General features: G+C 56.3%; 12 protein-coding genes. 3 read left to right on the forward strand and 9 right to left on the reverse strand.

All coding sequences use genetic code 11. The annotated features are described in order from the left end of the window. Positions 1–942: 942 nt before the first annotated feature. Positions 943–1,407 carry an S-adenosylmethionine decarboxylase gene (speD, locus tag AZH53_RS11115; protein WP_319643594.1) on the forward strand — a complete coding sequence of 155 codons (465 nt, stop codon included), beginning with the start codon at positions 943–945 and terminating at the stop codon, positions 1,405–1,407. Positions 1,408–1,467: 60 nt separating this feature from the next. Here the strand turns inward: speD and AZH53_RS11120 are convergent, their stop codons facing one another. From AZH53_RS11120 to AZH53_RS11135, 4 genes are all read right to left on the reverse strand, one after another. After that, positions 1,468–3,090, reverse strand: a complete 1,623-nt coding sequence (locus AZH53_RS11120) for a hypothetical protein (protein ID WP_319643595.1) — start codon at positions 3,088–3,090, stop codon at positions 1,468–1,470. Between the two features lie 244 nt (positions 3,091–3,334). Next, the gene (locus tag AZH53_RS11125; RefSeq protein ID WP_319643596.1) at positions 3,335–3,628 is read right to left on the reverse strand and encodes a ubiquitin-like small modifier protein 1; all 294 of its coding nucleotides are present in this window, start codon (positions 3,626–3,628) and stop codon (positions 3,335–3,337) included. Between the two features lie 90 nt (positions 3,629–3,718). After that, positions 3,719–5,494 carry an aldehyde ferredoxin oxidoreductase family protein gene (locus tag AZH53_RS11130; protein ID WP_319643597.1) on the reverse strand — a complete coding sequence of 592 codons (1,776 nt, stop codon included), beginning with the start codon at positions 5,492–5,494 and terminating at the stop codon, positions 3,719–3,721. Positions 5,495–5,653: 159 nt separating this feature from the next. After that, entirely contained in the window at positions 5,654–7,549 is a 1,896-nt protein-coding gene (locus tag AZH53_RS11135) for a methyltransferase domain-containing protein (protein ID WP_319643598.1), read from the reverse strand. A 287-nt stretch (positions 7,550–7,836) separates the two neighbouring features. On the opposite strand from AZH53_RS11135, the gene AZH53_RS11140 reads away from it, so the two are divergent. Continuing rightward, complete coding sequence (locus AZH53_RS11140) at positions 7,837–8,475, forward strand: DUF2238 domain-containing protein (protein ID WP_319643599.1); 639 nt, start codon at positions 7,837–7,839, stop codon at positions 8,473–8,475. Positions 8,476–8,509: 34 nt separating this feature from the next. On the opposite strand, the gene AZH53_RS11145 is transcribed toward AZH53_RS11140, so the two are convergent. The 3 genes from AZH53_RS11145 to AZH53_RS11155 form a co-directional block, all read right to left on the reverse strand. Then, positions 8,510–10,774: a polyprenyl synthetase family protein gene (locus AZH53_RS11145; RefSeq protein WP_319643600.1), complete on the reverse strand. Its 2,265-nt coding sequence runs from the start codon at positions 10,772–10,774 to the stop codon at positions 8,510–8,512. 109 nt (positions 10,775–10,883) lie between these two features. Further along, a complete protein-coding gene (locus tag AZH53_RS11150) occupies positions 10,884–13,652 on the reverse strand; it encodes a PEP/pyruvate-binding domain-containing protein (protein ID WP_319643601.1) in 2,769 nt (922 codons plus the stop codon). Positions 13,653–13,786: 134 nt separating this feature from the next. Continuing rightward, positions 13,787–14,608: a nitroreductase family protein gene (locus tag AZH53_RS11155; RefSeq protein WP_319641522.1), complete on the reverse strand. Its 822-nt coding sequence runs from the start codon at positions 14,606–14,608 to the stop codon at positions 13,787–13,789. A 333-nt stretch (positions 14,609–14,941) separates the two neighbouring features. On the opposite strand from AZH53_RS11155, the gene AZH53_RS11160 reads away from it, so the two are divergent. Continuing rightward, positions 14,942–15,748 carry a 4Fe-4S binding protein gene (locus AZH53_RS11160; RefSeq protein ID WP_319641523.1) on the forward strand — a complete coding sequence of 269 codons (807 nt, stop codon included), beginning with the start codon at positions 14,942–14,944 and terminating at the stop codon, positions 15,746–15,748. A 101-nt stretch (positions 15,749–15,849) separates the two neighbouring features. Here the strand turns inward: AZH53_RS11160 and AZH53_RS11165 are convergent, their stop codons facing one another. Further along, positions 15,850–16,410, reverse strand: a complete 561-nt coding sequence (locus AZH53_RS11165; protein ID WP_319641524.1) for a tRNA wybutosine-synthesizing 3 family protein — start codon at positions 16,408–16,410, stop codon at positions 15,850–15,852. Positions 16,411–16,597: 187 nt separating this feature from the next. Next, positions 16,598–17,455, reverse strand: a complete 858-nt coding sequence (locus AZH53_RS11170; RefSeq protein WP_319641525.1) for a class I SAM-dependent methyltransferase — start codon at positions 17,453–17,455, stop codon at positions 16,598–16,600. Positions 17,456–17,664: the final 209 nt, after the last annotated feature.

The raw sequence follows: 17,664 nt of genomic DNA on the forward strand, positions 1-17,664 counted from the left end.
CCTGAGAATTGTCGGGGATATATTAAATTCGGAGAAAGAATAGGTGTCTTCCATTCTGTATGTATTGGACCCCGGGGTTCTTTATATGTGGTATTGAGGTGATGGCCGTACACAGGCCGTGCAGAGTCCTGAAAGTCACTCCTCTGTCCCCCCGACCGGAGGACTCAGGGTGAGGTGGAGTCGTACCAATTGTCATTCCTGCTGCGTGCGGCCTGCCGGATGCCGTCCACATTGAAGCCTGACCCACAATTTTCCCCATATGGCTGTATTAACAGAAATTGAGGATACCCCGGGCGTATAGGGCTCCCTGCATTCTCGGTGCGGCACCTCTTTTGGGGTGCGGCACCGCCCCGGGAGGCGAATAATCCCTCAGATACCCCATTTTGTCAATTTATTCTCTCGGGGGTCAGAACGGGGTGGTTGGAAATGGATGCGAATTTTTTGGTGTGGTCTGCGTTTCGCAGGCGCTTTTTGCCGTATGATTGATCCTTCCGGTGAGAGTGGGGGGCCCGGGACGCCGATTCATTTCATGACCGGTATGGGGATGTTTCGGTAATTATTGTCATAAGAGGGGTTAATTTATGCACAATGTCGGTATTGGGCGGGAGACCTCTGCGAAAAATGGATATTCTTACAAAAAATCGGCCATAATCCTTCAGAATGGGATATTTTAACTCTGAAATTGTGAAGAAATTCTGAATATTTTCGTGGTGATTTTTTCAATAAATTAAAGGGCAAATTTTGACAATATTCTATATTGTGGCTATAAATGAACTTTAATTTGAATTGTGGCAGTTTTAAATTGATAGATTTTGAATCGGGTGGATTAAATTATGCCAAAATTGATTCTGTCGGTGCATCATCAAGGAAAATTTTAAATCCTGATGATGTATTGTATTTATCGCAATTAGCCACAACGGCGGCTCCCGGAGGGGGGTTGAAATGGAAACAGCCAGCAAAGTAATGGACACGATTGGTGCGGCATCCGGGAACGTCCCGGTGCCGTATCCGGAAACGCTGACGGATGATGAGATCGAGACGACGTTCAAGGAGAGTGGAGCATGGGGCCTCTATACCAGTGTGGACCTGAAGGGATGCAACCCCGCCACCATCCGCGATGCGGAGAAGATCCGCGAGTTTGTCATCGAACTGTGCGACAGAATTGACATGAAGAGATTCGGAGAACCCACCGTCGTTCACTTCGGACCGAACGACAAGGTGGCCGGGTACTCCATGACCCAGCTCATTGAAACTTCACTGGTCTCCGGCCACTTCGCAAATGCAACCAATGCCGCATACCTTGACATCTTCAGCTGCAAGGAGTATTCGCCCCGGATTGTCGCAGAGTTCTGCAGAACCTTCTTCGAGGCGTCCTCGGTCACCACCCACATACTGTTCCGCGATTAAGCGGGAAACCTTTTTTTTTATCTGCCTTCTATTCAGAGAATCAGTGAAGGGAACTCCCCGTTACATCGCCTCAATTCTTCGGAATCTGAAGACAATTCTCCAGTTCTGCTGTTCTCTAAGGGTAAGTTCGTTCATCTCCTCGAGGAGCGAACAGAGGTCTTCCATACTGTGGGCATGGCGCACATTGCTGCGTATGGCCGTCAGGTGCCGGACCACATGGGCATACCGCTCACCGTTGCGAAGGTACTCCCTCTGCAGCCTGATGGCGGCGATGGCGGAACCCATTGCCGGGAGAGTGATGGTGAAGTAGGCAAGGGCGAGAGAGGCATTCAGTCCTCCTGGCATTCCCGGAGCGTGCCCGAGCCCGACGGCATGCATCACGGCAAAGATGAGGGTGCCCACAAAGAGGACTTCCCCGAGGATGAGCATAATTATGTAGGTTCTGCTCGCATGGGCGCTTGCCTTCTCGTAAAACCGGAGCCGGTTGCTGATCCATGCCGAGCGAAAGAACTTCTTCATGGGAGCGAAGGGGATATCCAGACGGCAATAGGAGATGGGGCGTGTCTCCATGATGGATTCAAAGGCGATCACCATCCAGTCGTTGGGCCGGTTGGAGAGGCTCATGTGGGGGGGCGTATCGGACGACTCACAGTGGATGCAGACGATGCACAGAAAAAAGGCTGCCCGTATTCGTTCGGCGAGGAAGTTGTAATCGATCCATTTCCTGTGAAAATCGCCGTGTCGTGAGGCAGCCATAAGGATGATGATGCAGAGAATCTCGACAACTTCAAGCCAGATCAGCCAGATGACATCCGGGAAGAAGAGCGTCTGGCAGGTAATGGTTGCCACCGCGAGAGCCGACAGCAGTGAGACACAGGTGCCTGCCATGGTGTAATACCGCCGGTAGCGGCGTGCCAGGAGCTGTGTGCGGGTAAAATAGGGGAGAAGAGTGTCCGATGCAGGTTCGATCAGATCCTCGGGAAGGCCCGCCTTCTCGGCTTCCGTCCTGAGCATTTTCCGGTACCTCCGGTATGTGTCGTGGTACAATGCCGACGGTATAGTTTCCCGGTTGTATTCATCGAGCTGGGTATAGGTCTCGAAGATGCGGTCATCATGGGAAAGTTCGTATGTCTCCCCGGTTCCGGGGTCGACGGCGACGACTGTCGTGCCGTGTACCTGTGCAAGTTCGAACATGCTCCCCTGGCGGTAGGTCGTTGCTCCCGGCTCCCATTCGCCGACGAGGATGACCAGGTTGGAGAGGTCGATGATGGCATCGTCGACGGGGTCGTATCCGAAAATGGCCTCTTCCGGTGCGACGGGGGCGATGTCGAATGAGATCTCCCCTTCAAAGGGAAAGAATTCCGGCTCTTCATGACCCTGTTCAGCAATCAGGAGGACCTGCGGGCGGTGGGAAATGTGGTCCCAGATGGTGTCGTCGAGCAGTGTTTCAAGGACAGCATGTTCAGGGCCCGGGCGGAAGGGAAGGACAAACCGATACATATGGTCGGTCTTCTTCAGGATGGACTCGAGACGAAGGATGGTCGCCCGTATCCCCTCAAGCACGCGGCCGGTCTCAAAATGGGCTTCACTGATGATAAGGCCTGCCTGAATGACGATCGAGAGGGGTTGATCCCAATCCCTTCCTGGAAATGCTCCCTCGCTGGTTTCAGCCGTTTGTTTCATGACATGTGTCTCCCCTGTTTCAATCTCGGCCATGATGGGTTATGGTGGTTCGGCCGTGCCATCGCGACATGGCATGTACACCCGTGGGGTTTTGGTCATGCGCTTTCACCGGATGCCCTCGTCCGTTGGTATCTGGTATGTAACCTCTCATGCTACATAATATTCGGGATATATCCGGGAACGGGATCCCTGAAGCAAGTGAAGGGATAATCTCCGCCAAATGGGGTATATTGGTCCGAAATGCTCATCCACCGGCCACAGGGGGGAAGAGGGCAATGATATCACCGTCTTCGATCACCGTTTCCATTCCATCTAAAAAATGAATGTTCCGTCCATTTTTCAGGATATTGACATACTTTTTGAGTTCTCCCGTTTCCGTGAACACCATGTCCCCGAGCCCGGCGTACCTGGTGGTGAGCAGATCCAGCAGCATGCCGACGGTGGTTCCTCCGTTAATGTCGAGGGCAATGGTCGCATCCGCAACCTCGCGAAAGGTTGCGAAGGTTTTGACGGTGATCGATATGGGCTGTTGTGCCATGGTCTTTGATAAGGGCCGGTCTTTCCCCGGATATGGACTGTCCCGGATTTTCAGACCGGCCCGGCTCTCCGCAGGTATTTCCCTTTCTCTTCAGTGTATTGCCAGTTCCTTCAGTTTTTCCGTGGTTGGGACTCCTTTTTCATCCCATCCCCGGAGAGCGTAATATTCCTTCAGGAGTTCGTCACGCTTCCAGACCATTCCTTTCGGGGCCCCCTCCTGGAGGGGTTCTGCCAGAAGCCGCGGAGGGAGGGTATCGGTCTCCATTCCAATCCCGCGATCGAGATTGAAGAGTTTCTGGAGGTTCCAAATCCGCTCGCCCACCTTCATGAGCCCTGCGGCATCGAACCGGATGCCGGTCGCGGCGGTCATGAGGTCGGCATAGTCATCGGCATCGAGGGCAAAGGAGGTGAAGAGACACATGCCGCTTGCATCGATTGCCGCTGTGAGGTCCTGGAAGGTCTTCACCCACTCCGGTTTGTTTACGGTCTCGTACGGGTCGAGTTTCTCCGGTGCACCAAGGACCTCGGGGGATATCATATACGCGTAGACATGATCGCCTCCCCGGACCGAAGTCGCATAGGCAAGCCCGTGTCCCTGGAGCCCCCGCGGATCATATGCCGGAAGCTCCTGTTTTTTCACGCTCATGGAAAGTTCCGGGTGGCCATGGCGTTCGGCAAACCGGTAGGAACCATCCGCAAGCTCTTCCCCGATTCCCTCGCGTGTCGCCATCTGCCTGAGCACGGCGAGCATCCCTTCGGCATCGCCGAACCGGATGGGATGTGTGATATACCCCTTCTCTGCCATCTCCATGAGGCAGGCGATGGTCGCTCCGGCTGAGACTGCATCAAGGCCGTACTCGTTACAGATGTTATTTGCGAGGGTGATCGATTTGAGGTCGTCAATGCCGCAGTCGGGGCCGAATGCCCAGTCCGGTTCGTACTCGGGCCCTTCCCCGGTTATCCCCTCGAAATCATGTATTCGTCCGCACTGGACGATACATGCATAACACCCCTTCGGTTTTTTGAATATCGTCTCCTTGATGGTCTCTCCCGACACTTTCTCCGCTCCCTCAAAATGGGCGCTCTGGAAATTATTTGTCGGGAGAATGTAGTTCTCGTTGATGATGTTGACCAGAACAGCGGTTCCGTAGTCATGGAGGGCCTGCGCGATGCCGTCGGCCTCAATCTTTTTCCGTATACGGTCCTTGACAAGATTGAGTTTGTCGTCGTCGGCGACTGCAATCTCCTGCTCGCCCCGTACTGCAAGGGCTTTGAGGTTTTTCGATCCCATGACGGCCCCGCTGCCCCCCCTTCCTGCGGCCCGGTACTTTTCATTGATGACGCAGGTGATAAGGGAAAGCTTCTCGCCGGAGGGTCCGATGCAGGCGACCCGTATCTTTTTGTCATCATGTATCTGCTGGATGATGTCCGTCGTCTCACTGGTCGTTTTTCCCCAGATCTCCGCGGCGTCATACAGGGACACCTCTCCGTTGTCCAGGAAGAGGTAGACCGGCCGGGGTGCCTTTCCGGCGATAACCACCGCATCGAATCCCGCCTTCTTCATCTTCCATCCGAAGACACCGCCGCTGTTGGAACTGATGGCGCATCCAGTCAGGGGAGAGAGGGTTGAGATCTCATATCTGCTTCCCAGCGGAATGCCCGTCCCTGTGAGCGGCCCGGAGGCAAAGACAAGGACATTGTCCTCGCTCAGCGGGTCAATATCCGGGAGCACCATGTCGGTCAGGAACCTGATCCCAAACCCTCTCCCGCCGATATAGTCCTCTTTCAATGACGCAGGAGTAGGTTTGACCTTTACCGTCCCCGCTGTCAGATCGATATACGCAATATTGCCTGCATATGCATCCATCACAATCACCAACCCTCAACTACAGATTCCTCATATTTAAGGGTATTGTGGGATGGCTCGTTATTTGGCAATCCCTGCTTGAAAAGAGGAATTCGCCCGAATGAGGGGAATATCCGGGGAATCAGATGCATTATTAAGGAAAATACGGTGAAATGGGCTTTAGTCGAGGATTCTGTGTTCGGCACTCTTAAGGATCTTTTCCAGCATTTCCGGATATGATACCCCCGCGAGGGCCGCCATCTTTGCGAGATGACCGTCCCAGCACCACCCGGGATTCGGGTTGACTTCAAGGAGCCGGGGGGTGCCGTTGTGATCGAGACGCCAGTCAAACCGTGCATAGTCCCTGCATTTCAGCCTCCCGAAGAGCTTGAGGCAGCTTGCCACGAGGAACCGCTGCACATCCTCGGAGAGATGAGCCCGTACGGACCTGAGGTTCCAGTACGGGGAGGACGGGTCCCACTTTGCCTCGTAGCCGCAGATCCGCGGGTAGGACGAGGGGAGTGCGGAGTAGTCCTCCTCGATGATCGGCAGCACCTCATACATGTCCGGGAGGTTTCCAATGATGCCGACACTGATGTCACTGCCGGAGAGGAACTCCTCGACGAGGATGGAGGTCTCCTGTCCACACCTGGTCCTGACATCCTCGATCGCCTCCTGCAGCTCTTCGATATCTCCACAGACACTCTTCCTGGTAATTCCTACACTGGAATCCCCAAGGTTGGGTTTGACGATAACCGGGAACCTGAGAGGCTGTTCGATGAATGAACTGTCGCCGGGAGTGATCATGAATGCCTTCGGGACCGGGATGTCAAGTTCATGCGCAACACCACGCACAAGGGACTTATCGTAGCAGTAGGCAAGACACTGGGGGTTCCCGCCGGTATACGGGATGTCGAGCATCTCCAGGACGGCCGGAATATGAAGTTCCCTGAGGGGATCGTTGAAATATCCTTCATCACAGAGGTTGAAGATGAAATCCGCCTTCTTACCCTTCTGCTGAAGGGTTTTGATAAGTGTCGCATGGTTGTCTACGTAGGTGAATGAGTAACCATCGCACTTCGAAAGGGCCGATTTAAGCTGCTCGATGGTGTAAAAATCATCCTCGTCAAAGACGCATGACGGACGGACCCTGTCCTTCAGCCGCGGGTCACCCATCACGACGGTCACGCTGCGTTTTGCCTTTGCCACCTGCTTTCTGGACGTCCACTCCTTCCGTACCCGTGCCGTGATGACCAGACGCCTGCCCATCATGCCGAGATCGTGGTTTTTCCGGGATTTCGGGATGATGGTGTCGTGGAAGGTGATGTCGTGGTAGCCGCATGCCCCAAGCATCTCTTCGATGCGTTCCCGGCTATAGAGTCGCTCCGCATAAAACTGGTCCGCAAGCACTCCTTTTCGGACATGAGTGATCACCTCGCGTGAAATGAGTTTTTCGCCGTCCTCCGAGAGGCTTCGTTCACGGCAGACGAAGTAGTTCTGGTCGATCCACTCCCAGCTGCGGGGTTCATAATGTTCCTTCAGCCACGCGCCGTCGGCGATATCCAGGAGGAGTGTTCCTCCCGGCTTTGCCACCCGGAACACTTCTTTGAGGATGCTTTGATCATCTTCATATGATTCGAAATAACCGAAACTGTTGCCGGGGATGAGGACATGGTCGAAGGTGTCGGCCTGAAAGGCAAGTTTTCGTGCATCACCTTCGCGGAAACTGATAGCCAGTCCTTCATTTTTTGCCTGCTTCTTCGCACGGGTGATGAGATAATGGGAGCGATCCAGCCCGGTAACGTCAGAGAATCCCCGTCGTGCAAGCTCGAGCGAGTGCCGTCCCTGTCCGCAGCAGAGATCAAGAATGGTATCGCCGGGACAGAGGTTCAGGGCACTGCAAAAGAGATCGACTTCTTCCGAGGTAATGGAGGTGTCCTCGATCACATCACCATCCGTACGGAGGTAGTTTGCGTTGAAGATCTCCCTCCACCAGTCGGCCCTGACATAGCTCTCCAGGCTTTCAACAGGGCCAATATAACTGGTTATTTTAGAATTAGGCGCAATTTTACTCATTAATTTGCCTTATGAAATGTATGGTACCTCTGTTTACGTAATAAAGCTATCTGCGCCGCCTAAAATTTCATCTTATTAAAGTGTTTTTAGGCGTTCTCTGTGAATTCGCCGCACATGCAGAAGGCATGCGCGCATCGCCGATTCAACCTGAGCCTCCTGTTGTCCCTGTGGATGTCCGCTGGCTGCCGGGGTGCCCCCACATTGCCTGGTCGCCCTCTGGTTTGATATCGGTGCATGGTCAATAGAAGACTATGCCGCACCTGTCCCGTTCACGTTTCGGGGGATATATGACGATATTCCTTCAGGTGATGATCATCTTCATAATCATCGACAGTATGATGGTCGGGAACTACTCCTATGTCTTTGGCGGTTTTATTGTTCTTCTCCTCACCATGGTCCCGATGATCATGGAGCGGGAAGTACATATTACAGTCCCGTGGTGGCTGACATTTCTCATCGTTCTCTCCCTCTACATCCATATCGGCGGCCAGTATTTTGACTGGTATACCACACTATACCCGTATTACGACAAAATAGCGCATTTCATATCGGGAACGACCGTCGCGCTCATCGGATTTACTCTGGTGCTCCTCCTCGATCAATACACCGAGAACAACTTCAACCGTCCGGTCATCATCTTCCTGATTGTCATGCTGACGGTAGCAGTCGGCGGGCTCTGGGAGATCTTTGAATATACCGTCGACACATTCCTGGGAATAGAGATGCAGCACGGGCTTGACGATACCATGCTGGATATGATCTTCGTCCTCCTGGGGGCGGTCATCGTTGCTGCCCTCGGCAATATCTATCTGAGGAAGATTTCAAAACGGGACCTCTCCCGTCTCTTCCTGGGAAATCCCGACCTTGCGGAGAAGGTCTATGAATGCATTTCAGAACTTCCTGTCCGGCGAAGAAAACAGGAATGAGGTAGAGAGGATTGGGCCACAACCATTCACTGAATCACACCTCATAGGCCATATTGACGAGATTTGCACAAATTACGCGGAGCATGAGCTTTCCCGGCGAGGGGGGAATCCGGCGGGAGAATGCCGCCCACTCCGCTTCGATATGTCGTATAGCCTCGCCGGAACAGTCTTCCAGGGCTCCCGATGCCCGTACAAGATCGATACCTTCCTGGAGGACGACATCCTGCATCCGGAGTTCGGGTGTGCAGAGGATGGCGGTCAACCGGTCGGAGCGATCCCGGTCCAGCAGATCGAGGGCCCGGAGGATGACATAGGTCGGTTTGCCGTTTCTGAGATCCTCGCCAGCCACCTTTCCCCATTTTTCGTCGCCGGAGAAGTTCAGCACATCATCGATGATCTGAAAACCGATTCCCATGGTCCTGCCGAACCGGAGGCAGGCCGCTCTCGTCTCCGGTGTCACGTCCTGCAGGATGCAGGCAAGCTCCGCGACCCCTTCCGTCGCCGATGCCGTCTTGTAGGCGTACATCTGGAGGATCTGCTCGTCGAGGTGCCCCTCCCGCCACGTCGTCAGAGCGGCGGGGGAGAGATTCCTTGACCAGTAGATGTCCTGCCCCTGGCCGAGGTGCGCCCGCAAAGAGGTATTGGTCATCAGCCTGAGCACGTCGTGCTTCTGGTCGGGGGTAAGGTCCGGGCAGGACGATACGATGCTTTGAGGAAAGAAGTAGAGGGTGCTTGCCGCGTTGATGGCAATATCCGTTCCATATCTCTGGTGAATGGTGGTGTCACCCCGCCGGAGCAGCGACTCGTCCTCGATATCATCGATGATGAGAGCCGCCGAATGAAGGAGTTCGGTCATCACGAAGAGTTTCTCCGTCTCTTCGGTGGACCTGACGCCTACCGCATCGGCTATGAGAATGCCGAAGATCGGCCGCCAGTGCTTTCCGCCCCGTGAGAGGAGGTCCCAGACCGGTCGCGAGATGGTCTCGGTAAAGGGAGTGTAATCAAGGATGGGTTGTGTCTCACCGAAGAGAGAGGCGCACCATGCTTCATCGATCTCGCGGGGGAAGAGCTGTTCGAGCCGTTCGTTGATCTTCCCTTCAAATCGTCCGACAAAGTCCGCTACGTCCGCAATGAATCCATAGCCGCAGAGTTCCAGCTGGCCGCGTCCGGATACGCCTTCTTCTCCTATCTTCCCCGTGACACTCCCCGACCCTTCCCAGAGACCGCCGTCCATCCCGATGATCTCGATCTCCTGCTGATCCGTTGCGGGAGAGAAATGCAATATCGCATCGATAGCGGGTATCGCAAACTCCCATTTCACCGGGTAGTGAATGTGAGTCCGCGGGCTCTCCCACGTACGAATGGGGCGTGCCGTTATCCGGGGGTGCCATTCTGCAGTGCCGTCCTCAGAAAAGAGGATGCAAAATGTTGAGACCGTCTCCTTTGACCGGAGGTTTCGCCGGTGCATGAGCATCAGGCAGCGCCCGTCATCCAGCTGTATGCCGCACCAGTCCCAGCCGAGAGGATGGTAACAGGGTCGGCCGTCCGTTTCGATACATCCGGTCTCCTCCTGCTCTGTGAGGAACCATTCAGTCCCGCCGGACTGGTAATCGCACCATGCCTCCCCGGAGACCGGCGCCCCTCCTGCGACACCATTGAGCTTCAGGCGCGGGCAGGTGACATATTCCATGCCGATGGCACCCGACGGCGCGATGGATGAAAGGTCAGTAAACGGGACCTGGGGAATGAGGGCGCATGACATCATCTCCCCGTGGGTCGGGTCATGGAAGGTGATGATGATCTCCTCGTCAAGAAACGTGATTCGGGCGTCGTCCCAAGTCACCGAGAAAGGGGTCTTCTCGGTCTCCATCGTCGTCGGCGGGCAGTTAATGGGGGGATAGAGGCCGTGCTCCTCAATCTCCCTCCTGATGGTGTCACTGACGTACCTGCTCACGCCGAGTCTGTCCGGGAACGTGTCGAGCTGCCTGAGGTACCAGTTGTGCAGCGACGCATCCACCCGCACTTCCCGGTGGTGAACGCCCGTTGCCGCATCGACAACAGAGCAGAGATACATCGCACCAGGGCTCCGTATTGCCTCACCCGACGGACCGGCATCATCCGCAAGCCGGAGTGAAAAGAAACAGATGGTAAAATCCCGCCGGCCAAAATCTTCCCCCTCAAAATAACCCTGTATATACCACCATCGGACAAAGGGGTCGGCATCCCCGGAGAACATCCGGCGGGCCATATCGGCGGCAAGACCGGGTGGTCCGGTCTTCTCCGCAACTATTCTTTCCACCTCATTCCCTGAAAGTCGGCATGCCAAAATATAAGATTTCGGAATGTACGATGTCAAAACAACGAAATGGGATGCAATAGAGAGGTGTCGGTCCCATCCTGCCCGTCGGTTATTCGGTGCAGGGGATGTCCTCCGGTGAAATCCTGTGTATGATCCCGTTTCCTCCGTCCATCTCCACCCACTGGCCGTCTTCAAACCGCTCAGTCGCCCGGGTGACCCCCACGATGCAGGGAATGCCATACTCCCGAGCGATGATCGACCCGTGCTGGAGGAGCCCCCCCACCTCAAGGATGACCCCGCCGGCTGTCAGGAAGAGGGGTGTCCACCCCGGGTCCGAGGCGCTGATGACGAGAATATCCCCCGGAAAAACCTCTTTTTCAGTCGGATGGTGAAGCACCCTGACCGGACCGCGGGCGGTTCCGTCGGAGACGCCGTATCCGGAAATCTCTGCCCCGTTATCCTCCCCATCCGTGTTGGGGCGGATGATCCGCCCCGAGGAGTCGATGACCGGTGGGTACCGGCTGACCCGGTTCATCCTGCCGAAGCGTGTCCGGTTTGCGGCAACGGCGGGCTGCATCCGGACCCCGGGATTGTCGAGTGCGGCCTGGATATCTGCAATGGAGAGGCAGAAGACCTCATTTGCATGCCCGATCTGGTTCCTGGATGCGAGAATCTCTCCCGCGGCAAGGGCACGCCTGCGCACCCTTGCGGTGACCATGACGAGGTAATATTTATGATCTTCACGGGTGCCCCCGAAGATGTCGAGCAGGGTCTCCATCCGAACGAAGAGACGTTCCTGCAGCCTGCCTTTTTTCCTGCTGTAGTCACGCAGGAGGCGGCACGCCTCCTCACGGCGGCGGCGCTCGTTCTCAAACCGCTCCGCGGGTCCCTGCCCCCTGAGATCTGCCTCTCTGTAGGTTCGTATCTGGGAAAGGGCAAGGAGCGGGTCGTTGGCGTACCCCGGTGATGCAGGATCGATCTCCCGCGGTCCCCGGAACCCGTATTCTTCCATGAAGTCCGTCCATTCCTTCATGAACTCCTCGGGCATCTCTCCCTGACGAATCCGCTCCGCAAGCATGGTGACGTCGTCGTCGATTTCGCCCCCTGCAAGAAGGGAGAGGCGTGACAGGGAGAGCGCCATCCCTGTCGTCCGGTTATTCGGGAGGGCACGGTCAACCCTGTCGGCAAGCGCCCGGATGTCATCGGGTGCTCCGGCAAACATCCTGCGGACCGTCATGCGGGCGCACTCGGAGTTGATCAGGGTTGCACCGGTCTTCTCCTTCACCCACCAGACGATCAGCCGCCCGGCCTTCTCACAGTACTCACTGAACGGGAGATCCTGCAACTCGAGTTCATCGAGTGACGCAAGGAACTCAGCCTCCGATCTCCTGCACTCACGGGATACCGCCTCAGGGGAGAGAAATCCCCGTCCCGCATGGAGAAGGAGGTCGCGGGACTGCCAGAGGGAGGCCGCCGTCATGCCCCGGAGAAGAGCCGGACGGACGGGATTTTTCCATGCTGCGGGGTCGCAGTCCCGTATGATCGCTGCGGAGGAGGTGTCCAGTCCCCCAAACAGAAGGTCGATCATGCGTGGATGCATGATCCACAGGAGATTGGAGATGTTAAGGTACATCCGTCCCTCCGTCACCTGGGCAATGCCGCAGATTGCATCCCGGCCCGCACAGGAGTTGCCGGTGAGCGACTCTACCGTACAACCCAGAATCCCGTCCATCCATGAAGACCCGAGCGGCGAGAGGGCGCCCTGCATCCCGTGTTCGACGAGTGTCAGGTCAAGGTACATCCGTACCGGCTCCCCTCCGCCGCCGGTCCTCAGGGCTTCCGGCAGCGGCACCATGGTGGTGATGGGGCGGGCTTGGAGGATCATCAAATTGCCGTCCTTTCCTGCCCATTCGACATCGACGGCATCACCGAATACCTCTTCCGCCTTCAGGACGAGGTCACGCAGAACGAAGGGGTCGTATCCATCCAGGCAGAACCGTTCGCTGTGGTAACCGTGACATTCCCTCACTCCGCCGCCGGGACGGGCGAAGCAGGCGATCTCCTTCGCCCCGGTCTTCCGGTCGACGATCGTTGACCCCTGCCGGGTGAGCACTAGTTCATCGGGTGATGTCCGGCCGGTAACGATTGTCTCCCCCAGTCCCCATCCGGCATTGATAACGATCTCCTCCCTGCTGTTGGTGACCGGGTTTGCGGAGAACGCGATGCCGGAGATATCGGCGGGAACCAGTTTCTGGACGATGACCGCCATTGCCGGAGGGCCCGGGTCGCGTCGGTGGGCCCTGTGGTAGGAGAGGACCCGGCCCTCAAATGAAGAGGCAAAGACCCTGCGAATCGCATCCTCGAGCCCGTTCGTCGTCACCCCGATCTCGGTCCGGTAGATGCCCGCAAACGATGCCTCCTGCTCGTCCTCCGCGGGTGACGACGATCGTACCGCCCAGATGCCGGGATCGGTGCCAAGGCGCCGGAGTGCAGACGCCAGCACCTCTCCCTGAAGTGGAGAAAACGCAAGGCCTGTGCAGTGATCCTGCAGTGCCTTCACACCGGATTCCGCGATCGGGGTGCCGGATGCCGCCATGGAGCGCCAGACCTCCGTTGCCATCACCGATGCGGACCATGACGCAAAGAACGCGGTGGTGAGAACACACCCCGGGGGGACGGGAAGCCCTGCCCTGCACAGCTCCAGGAGGGAGAATGCCTTTCCACCAACCTCTTCGATGGCGGCCGACCCCTCGTCACCCGGAAACAGAATCGAGCATCTGGACGAATGTACCCGTGGTTTTCCCGTCGGGAAGTCTACGGGGTGATGGGGTTCCTGTTCCTGCGCTCCGGACGAATCCGCCGCAGGCGTGTGCTCCATAGTACAGAAAATCTCTCTGCCTGATGACTTGAATATGCTGGAACAGGACCCGTCCGATGAGCGGGGGAGGGATGTGGGGATGCACGAAACATTAGGGCAATGACATCCGATCCGTATAATATCCAAAAAAATATTCAGATGTATTCGACACTCAGGGGATCTCTCTTCGGCACTCCTTTGCTCCGGAGCTTGGGTAAACCAAATATCAGTGCGTAATTCGGGAGATAGCCTTTTGGAATATGCAGTTCCTCCTGGATCGGGAGGTATTCCTCCGCTGCCAGCTTGAGAGTCCCCAGCCAGCATGACCCGACCCCGTAGGCCTTGGCCACGAGTTCGAACCAGGTGAGGGCGATGGCAGCGTCCGTGACGGCAAATGGGTTGTTGGTGGGTACTGCCGCGAAGATGATATGCGGAGCATTCCGGCAGACGAGGTCGATTCCCTGATCATAGGCCTCTATCATTCCGTTGAAGATGTCGGCATACGGGTGATCAGGCTGTTCGCTCATCACTTTTTGCATCCACTCGATGGCAAGGGCGGATATCCTCCGGACCTTTTCGGTGTCCATGATGACAATGTAGTGGACCTTCTGCCGGTTTGCAGCGGTCGGTGCAAACCGCACGGTCTCCATCACATCGTCAAGGACGCGGGGGTCCACCGGCTTTTTGCGGAATTGCCGGATGGACCGGCGGGACTGCATGAACTTGCCGAACTGGTCCGGTTTGATGTCCAGGGCCCGGGGATTGAAGTTTGCCGGATAGTCTCCTTTGAAATCTACTTTCAGTGCGTCAAAAGGACAGAAAACCTCGCAATGACCACATCTCATGCAGCGTTTCTCCTTGTCTTCGGTCACCAGAGGATAGTCGCCCTTCTCCATCGAGATAATGAAGGCAGGGCAGACATTGACACAGACTCCGCATTTCGTGCAGTCATCCCTGCTTACGGCAATGACACTCATGGGGGTCATGATGGTGGTGGAGGTGATAAATGCTCTCCTGTGGGAATCAGTGAATCGGTAAAATGCAGTGTATTTTTGGAGATATTCGTCATTCATGTATGTATTATCAATTTCATCGGATGAAACGAGTGAATATCACCTGGATGCCGTATTCGCCATGATATGTGTTCGTTTAGAACAATCGCGATATGAATGTGGGTTTGAATGATCATCCGTGGGTGCCGGCGGACCGTTGCATCGCCAGGAGGGATGTAGGAATTCCGGTACCGGATAAGAGGCACTGACTTCCGGAGAATCTTTCAAATACCACTGCGATAGCTCATAGTGATTACAATGGATGAAGATCTCAGGGAGTCGATTCGTCAACGGTGCCGTACAATGGACATCCCGCTCGTGGGAATCGCCGGTGTGAAGCGGTGGGAGCATCCGCCCTTTACCCCATGGATGCCGGAGGCATTCTATCCGCAGTCCATCTTTCCTGAGGCCAGGTCGGTGATCGTAATCGGCCTTCCGGTCGACCTTCCTGTCCTTGAGACTGCACCCTCCATCTATTATCACGAGCTCTACACCACTGTCAATACCCTCCTGGACCAGTATACCTATCGGCTCGCCTCGTACCTGAATGGAGAGGGGTATCCGTCGGTCTTCGTCCCCCGCGACGGCTACGGGAGCATCGATGTCCTGCTCGAAAACCCCGTTGCCTTCTTTTCTCACCGGCATGCCGCGTACATGGCCGGTCTGGGAACGTTCGGCGTAAATAACATGCTTCTGACCCCGGAATACGGGCCACGGGTCAGGTTCGGTTCGGTACTTACAACCGCCGAACTGCCCGAGGACCCGGTCATGGAAGAGGAACTCTGTACCAGATGTATGGAGTGCGTGCTTCGCTGTCCCGCGGGCGCACTGGAGGAAGGTGAATATCCCGCCGTCCTGACTGACAAGAAGGCATGCGCAGAGAACAGTGAACGCCTCCACCGCAAGCGCATCGCCCCCTGCGGTATCTGCCTGAAAGTCTGTCCTGTTGGCCGGGATCGGGTGCATTTCCGTCGTGAGGATATCGGCATGTACGCGGATAAGGAGCATTTCCCTGCCCATCACCGTGCCTGGAAGCATGTCCGGTCATACGGGGGGAAAAAGTGATTTTGGCGGGGAAGGCCCTCCCCTTCCCCCTCCCCTTCCTCAGTGGGAATGTCTCCTCTTTCGGTCGCGGCAGAGGGGTGGTGAATTTCCGTGAACCGGGGCTACCTGCCCGCCGGCGTATGCTCCTTCACGAGCCGCATCAGCTCCGTGAATAACCGGTCCCTCACATCCTGAACGACGAGTGCCTCGTCCAGGGTCAAAAGACAGCTATCCTGTGTCTGATAGCGTGACGGGGAAACCTGAATGGCATAGGTGTTGGGAGTCTGATCCCAGAACCAGTCGGCACTCCCGAACTGGATATACTCCGGGTCGTTCCTTGCGATCACACGGAGATCCTCGCAGAGAAGATGGCCCCGGCGGCTGTTTTCGATGCAGAATGCCACGTAGGCGATACGGTAGGTTACCCTTCTGACCTGGGTTGCGCCGGGTTGCAGCCGTCTGATAGTGTGGATGTCCTGCGTTCCTGCATGGACAAAATGGCCGTAGCAGCTCTGGAGTGTGTAGCAGGAGGGCACCCGTGAGAAGGCCCGTATGAGGGGCAGCAGCGGAGGGTCGATCTCCCCGTTCCTGATGACTGATGTGAGATCCTCCAGAGCCTTCTCGCGGCCCGTGTCGAATCCTGCGAAGGTGATCATGGGGCGGGGAGGGGTGAACGTCTCCATAGGGGGGACAATGATTCTTCTCCGTATAAAGGAGTATGGTGGGGGGGTTCGGAGATGCAGGGACGGGAGAACCGGCAACGCGATGCCTCCCGAAAGGGTCTGCTCTGCTTCATCGGCATCGTATGTCCTTCATCTCCCCGGGGAGGGCGGGTGGTATGGAGAAGGGGGCCCTGATGGCATCTGGTGCTCAGTCCGACGGCGGCGACTCCCTCTTTCTCCACCAGATCTTCACATGATGAGAGTGTCCGGGGATGGTGTATGTGGTGCCGTCACTTCCCATATGGGCCAGAATATACTGTCGGAGCACGTCCTTCTGGGCCGTGGTGGCTGCAAGGACCTGGGGGGCAAAGTACTCCACGGCTGCCTCGGAGGTCGGGAAGACATAGGTGTGGGGGAAGGGTACGGATTCGACACTGGGGTAAATCCCCATGCTATAGAGCAGGTTGTATATGATGTCGCATTTCGGCGGGCTGGCAAATTCCCTGCCGTGGAGTGCCGGCCACAGGGCACATGACATCATCTCCCAGGGGGTCAGGCCCGCAAACCAATAGATGGCGAGATAGTCTGACGAGGCTGCAATCATCGTCCCGATGGCATCTTTGATATCCGGCACGTTCAGGGAGTTTCTGGCAAAGACGATGTCATATGGCCCATCCAGATCGGCGGAAACATCCACATCCTCCCAGAGTTTCTGCAGGGTGTCGACGTTTGACACACTTTCGGTCGCTAGGTTCTCCCGGAGTACGGTATACATCCCCCCCGATGGTTCGACGGCGGTGACGTGAGCGACCTTCCGGGCAAGCGGGATGGTAATTGACCCCGGTCCTGCCCCGATGTCCAGCACGCGGGCAGTGGGGGCCAGAGGAAGGCCGGCGAGAACGGGGTCGACACGGGCATTACGATGCTCCAGTGATTTCCGGTAATAATCACGTGCCGCATCCTCGTTGTCCCAGTAGGCAGCCCCTGTCTGTTCCATGCTGGCATCGCGGTACCTGTTCCACTGCCGCTTCCATTTTGTATTCCAGTCTGTCGCATTCAAAGTCATCTCTTCTCCAAATATCCCATCTCAGAGTATTTCCTCCCGCACCGGCTGACAGCTGCAGGCAGATGCGGATGGCCCGGCAAAACCTGCCGTGCACAGCGTACATGGCAGAATGGAGTGTTCGGACAGATAAATGTGGCAGACCCTTCCCGGTGCGACACCGGCAAGCAGTCACCGGCGATGCATCCCCATGGGGGCTGAGAAGATGTCCG

It is taken from the genome of Methanovulcanius yangii (genome assembly GCF_018687785.1).
Classification (GTDB): domain Archaea; phylum Halobacteriota; class Methanomicrobia; order Methanomicrobiales; family Methanomicrobiaceae; genus Methanovulcanius; species Methanovulcanius yangii.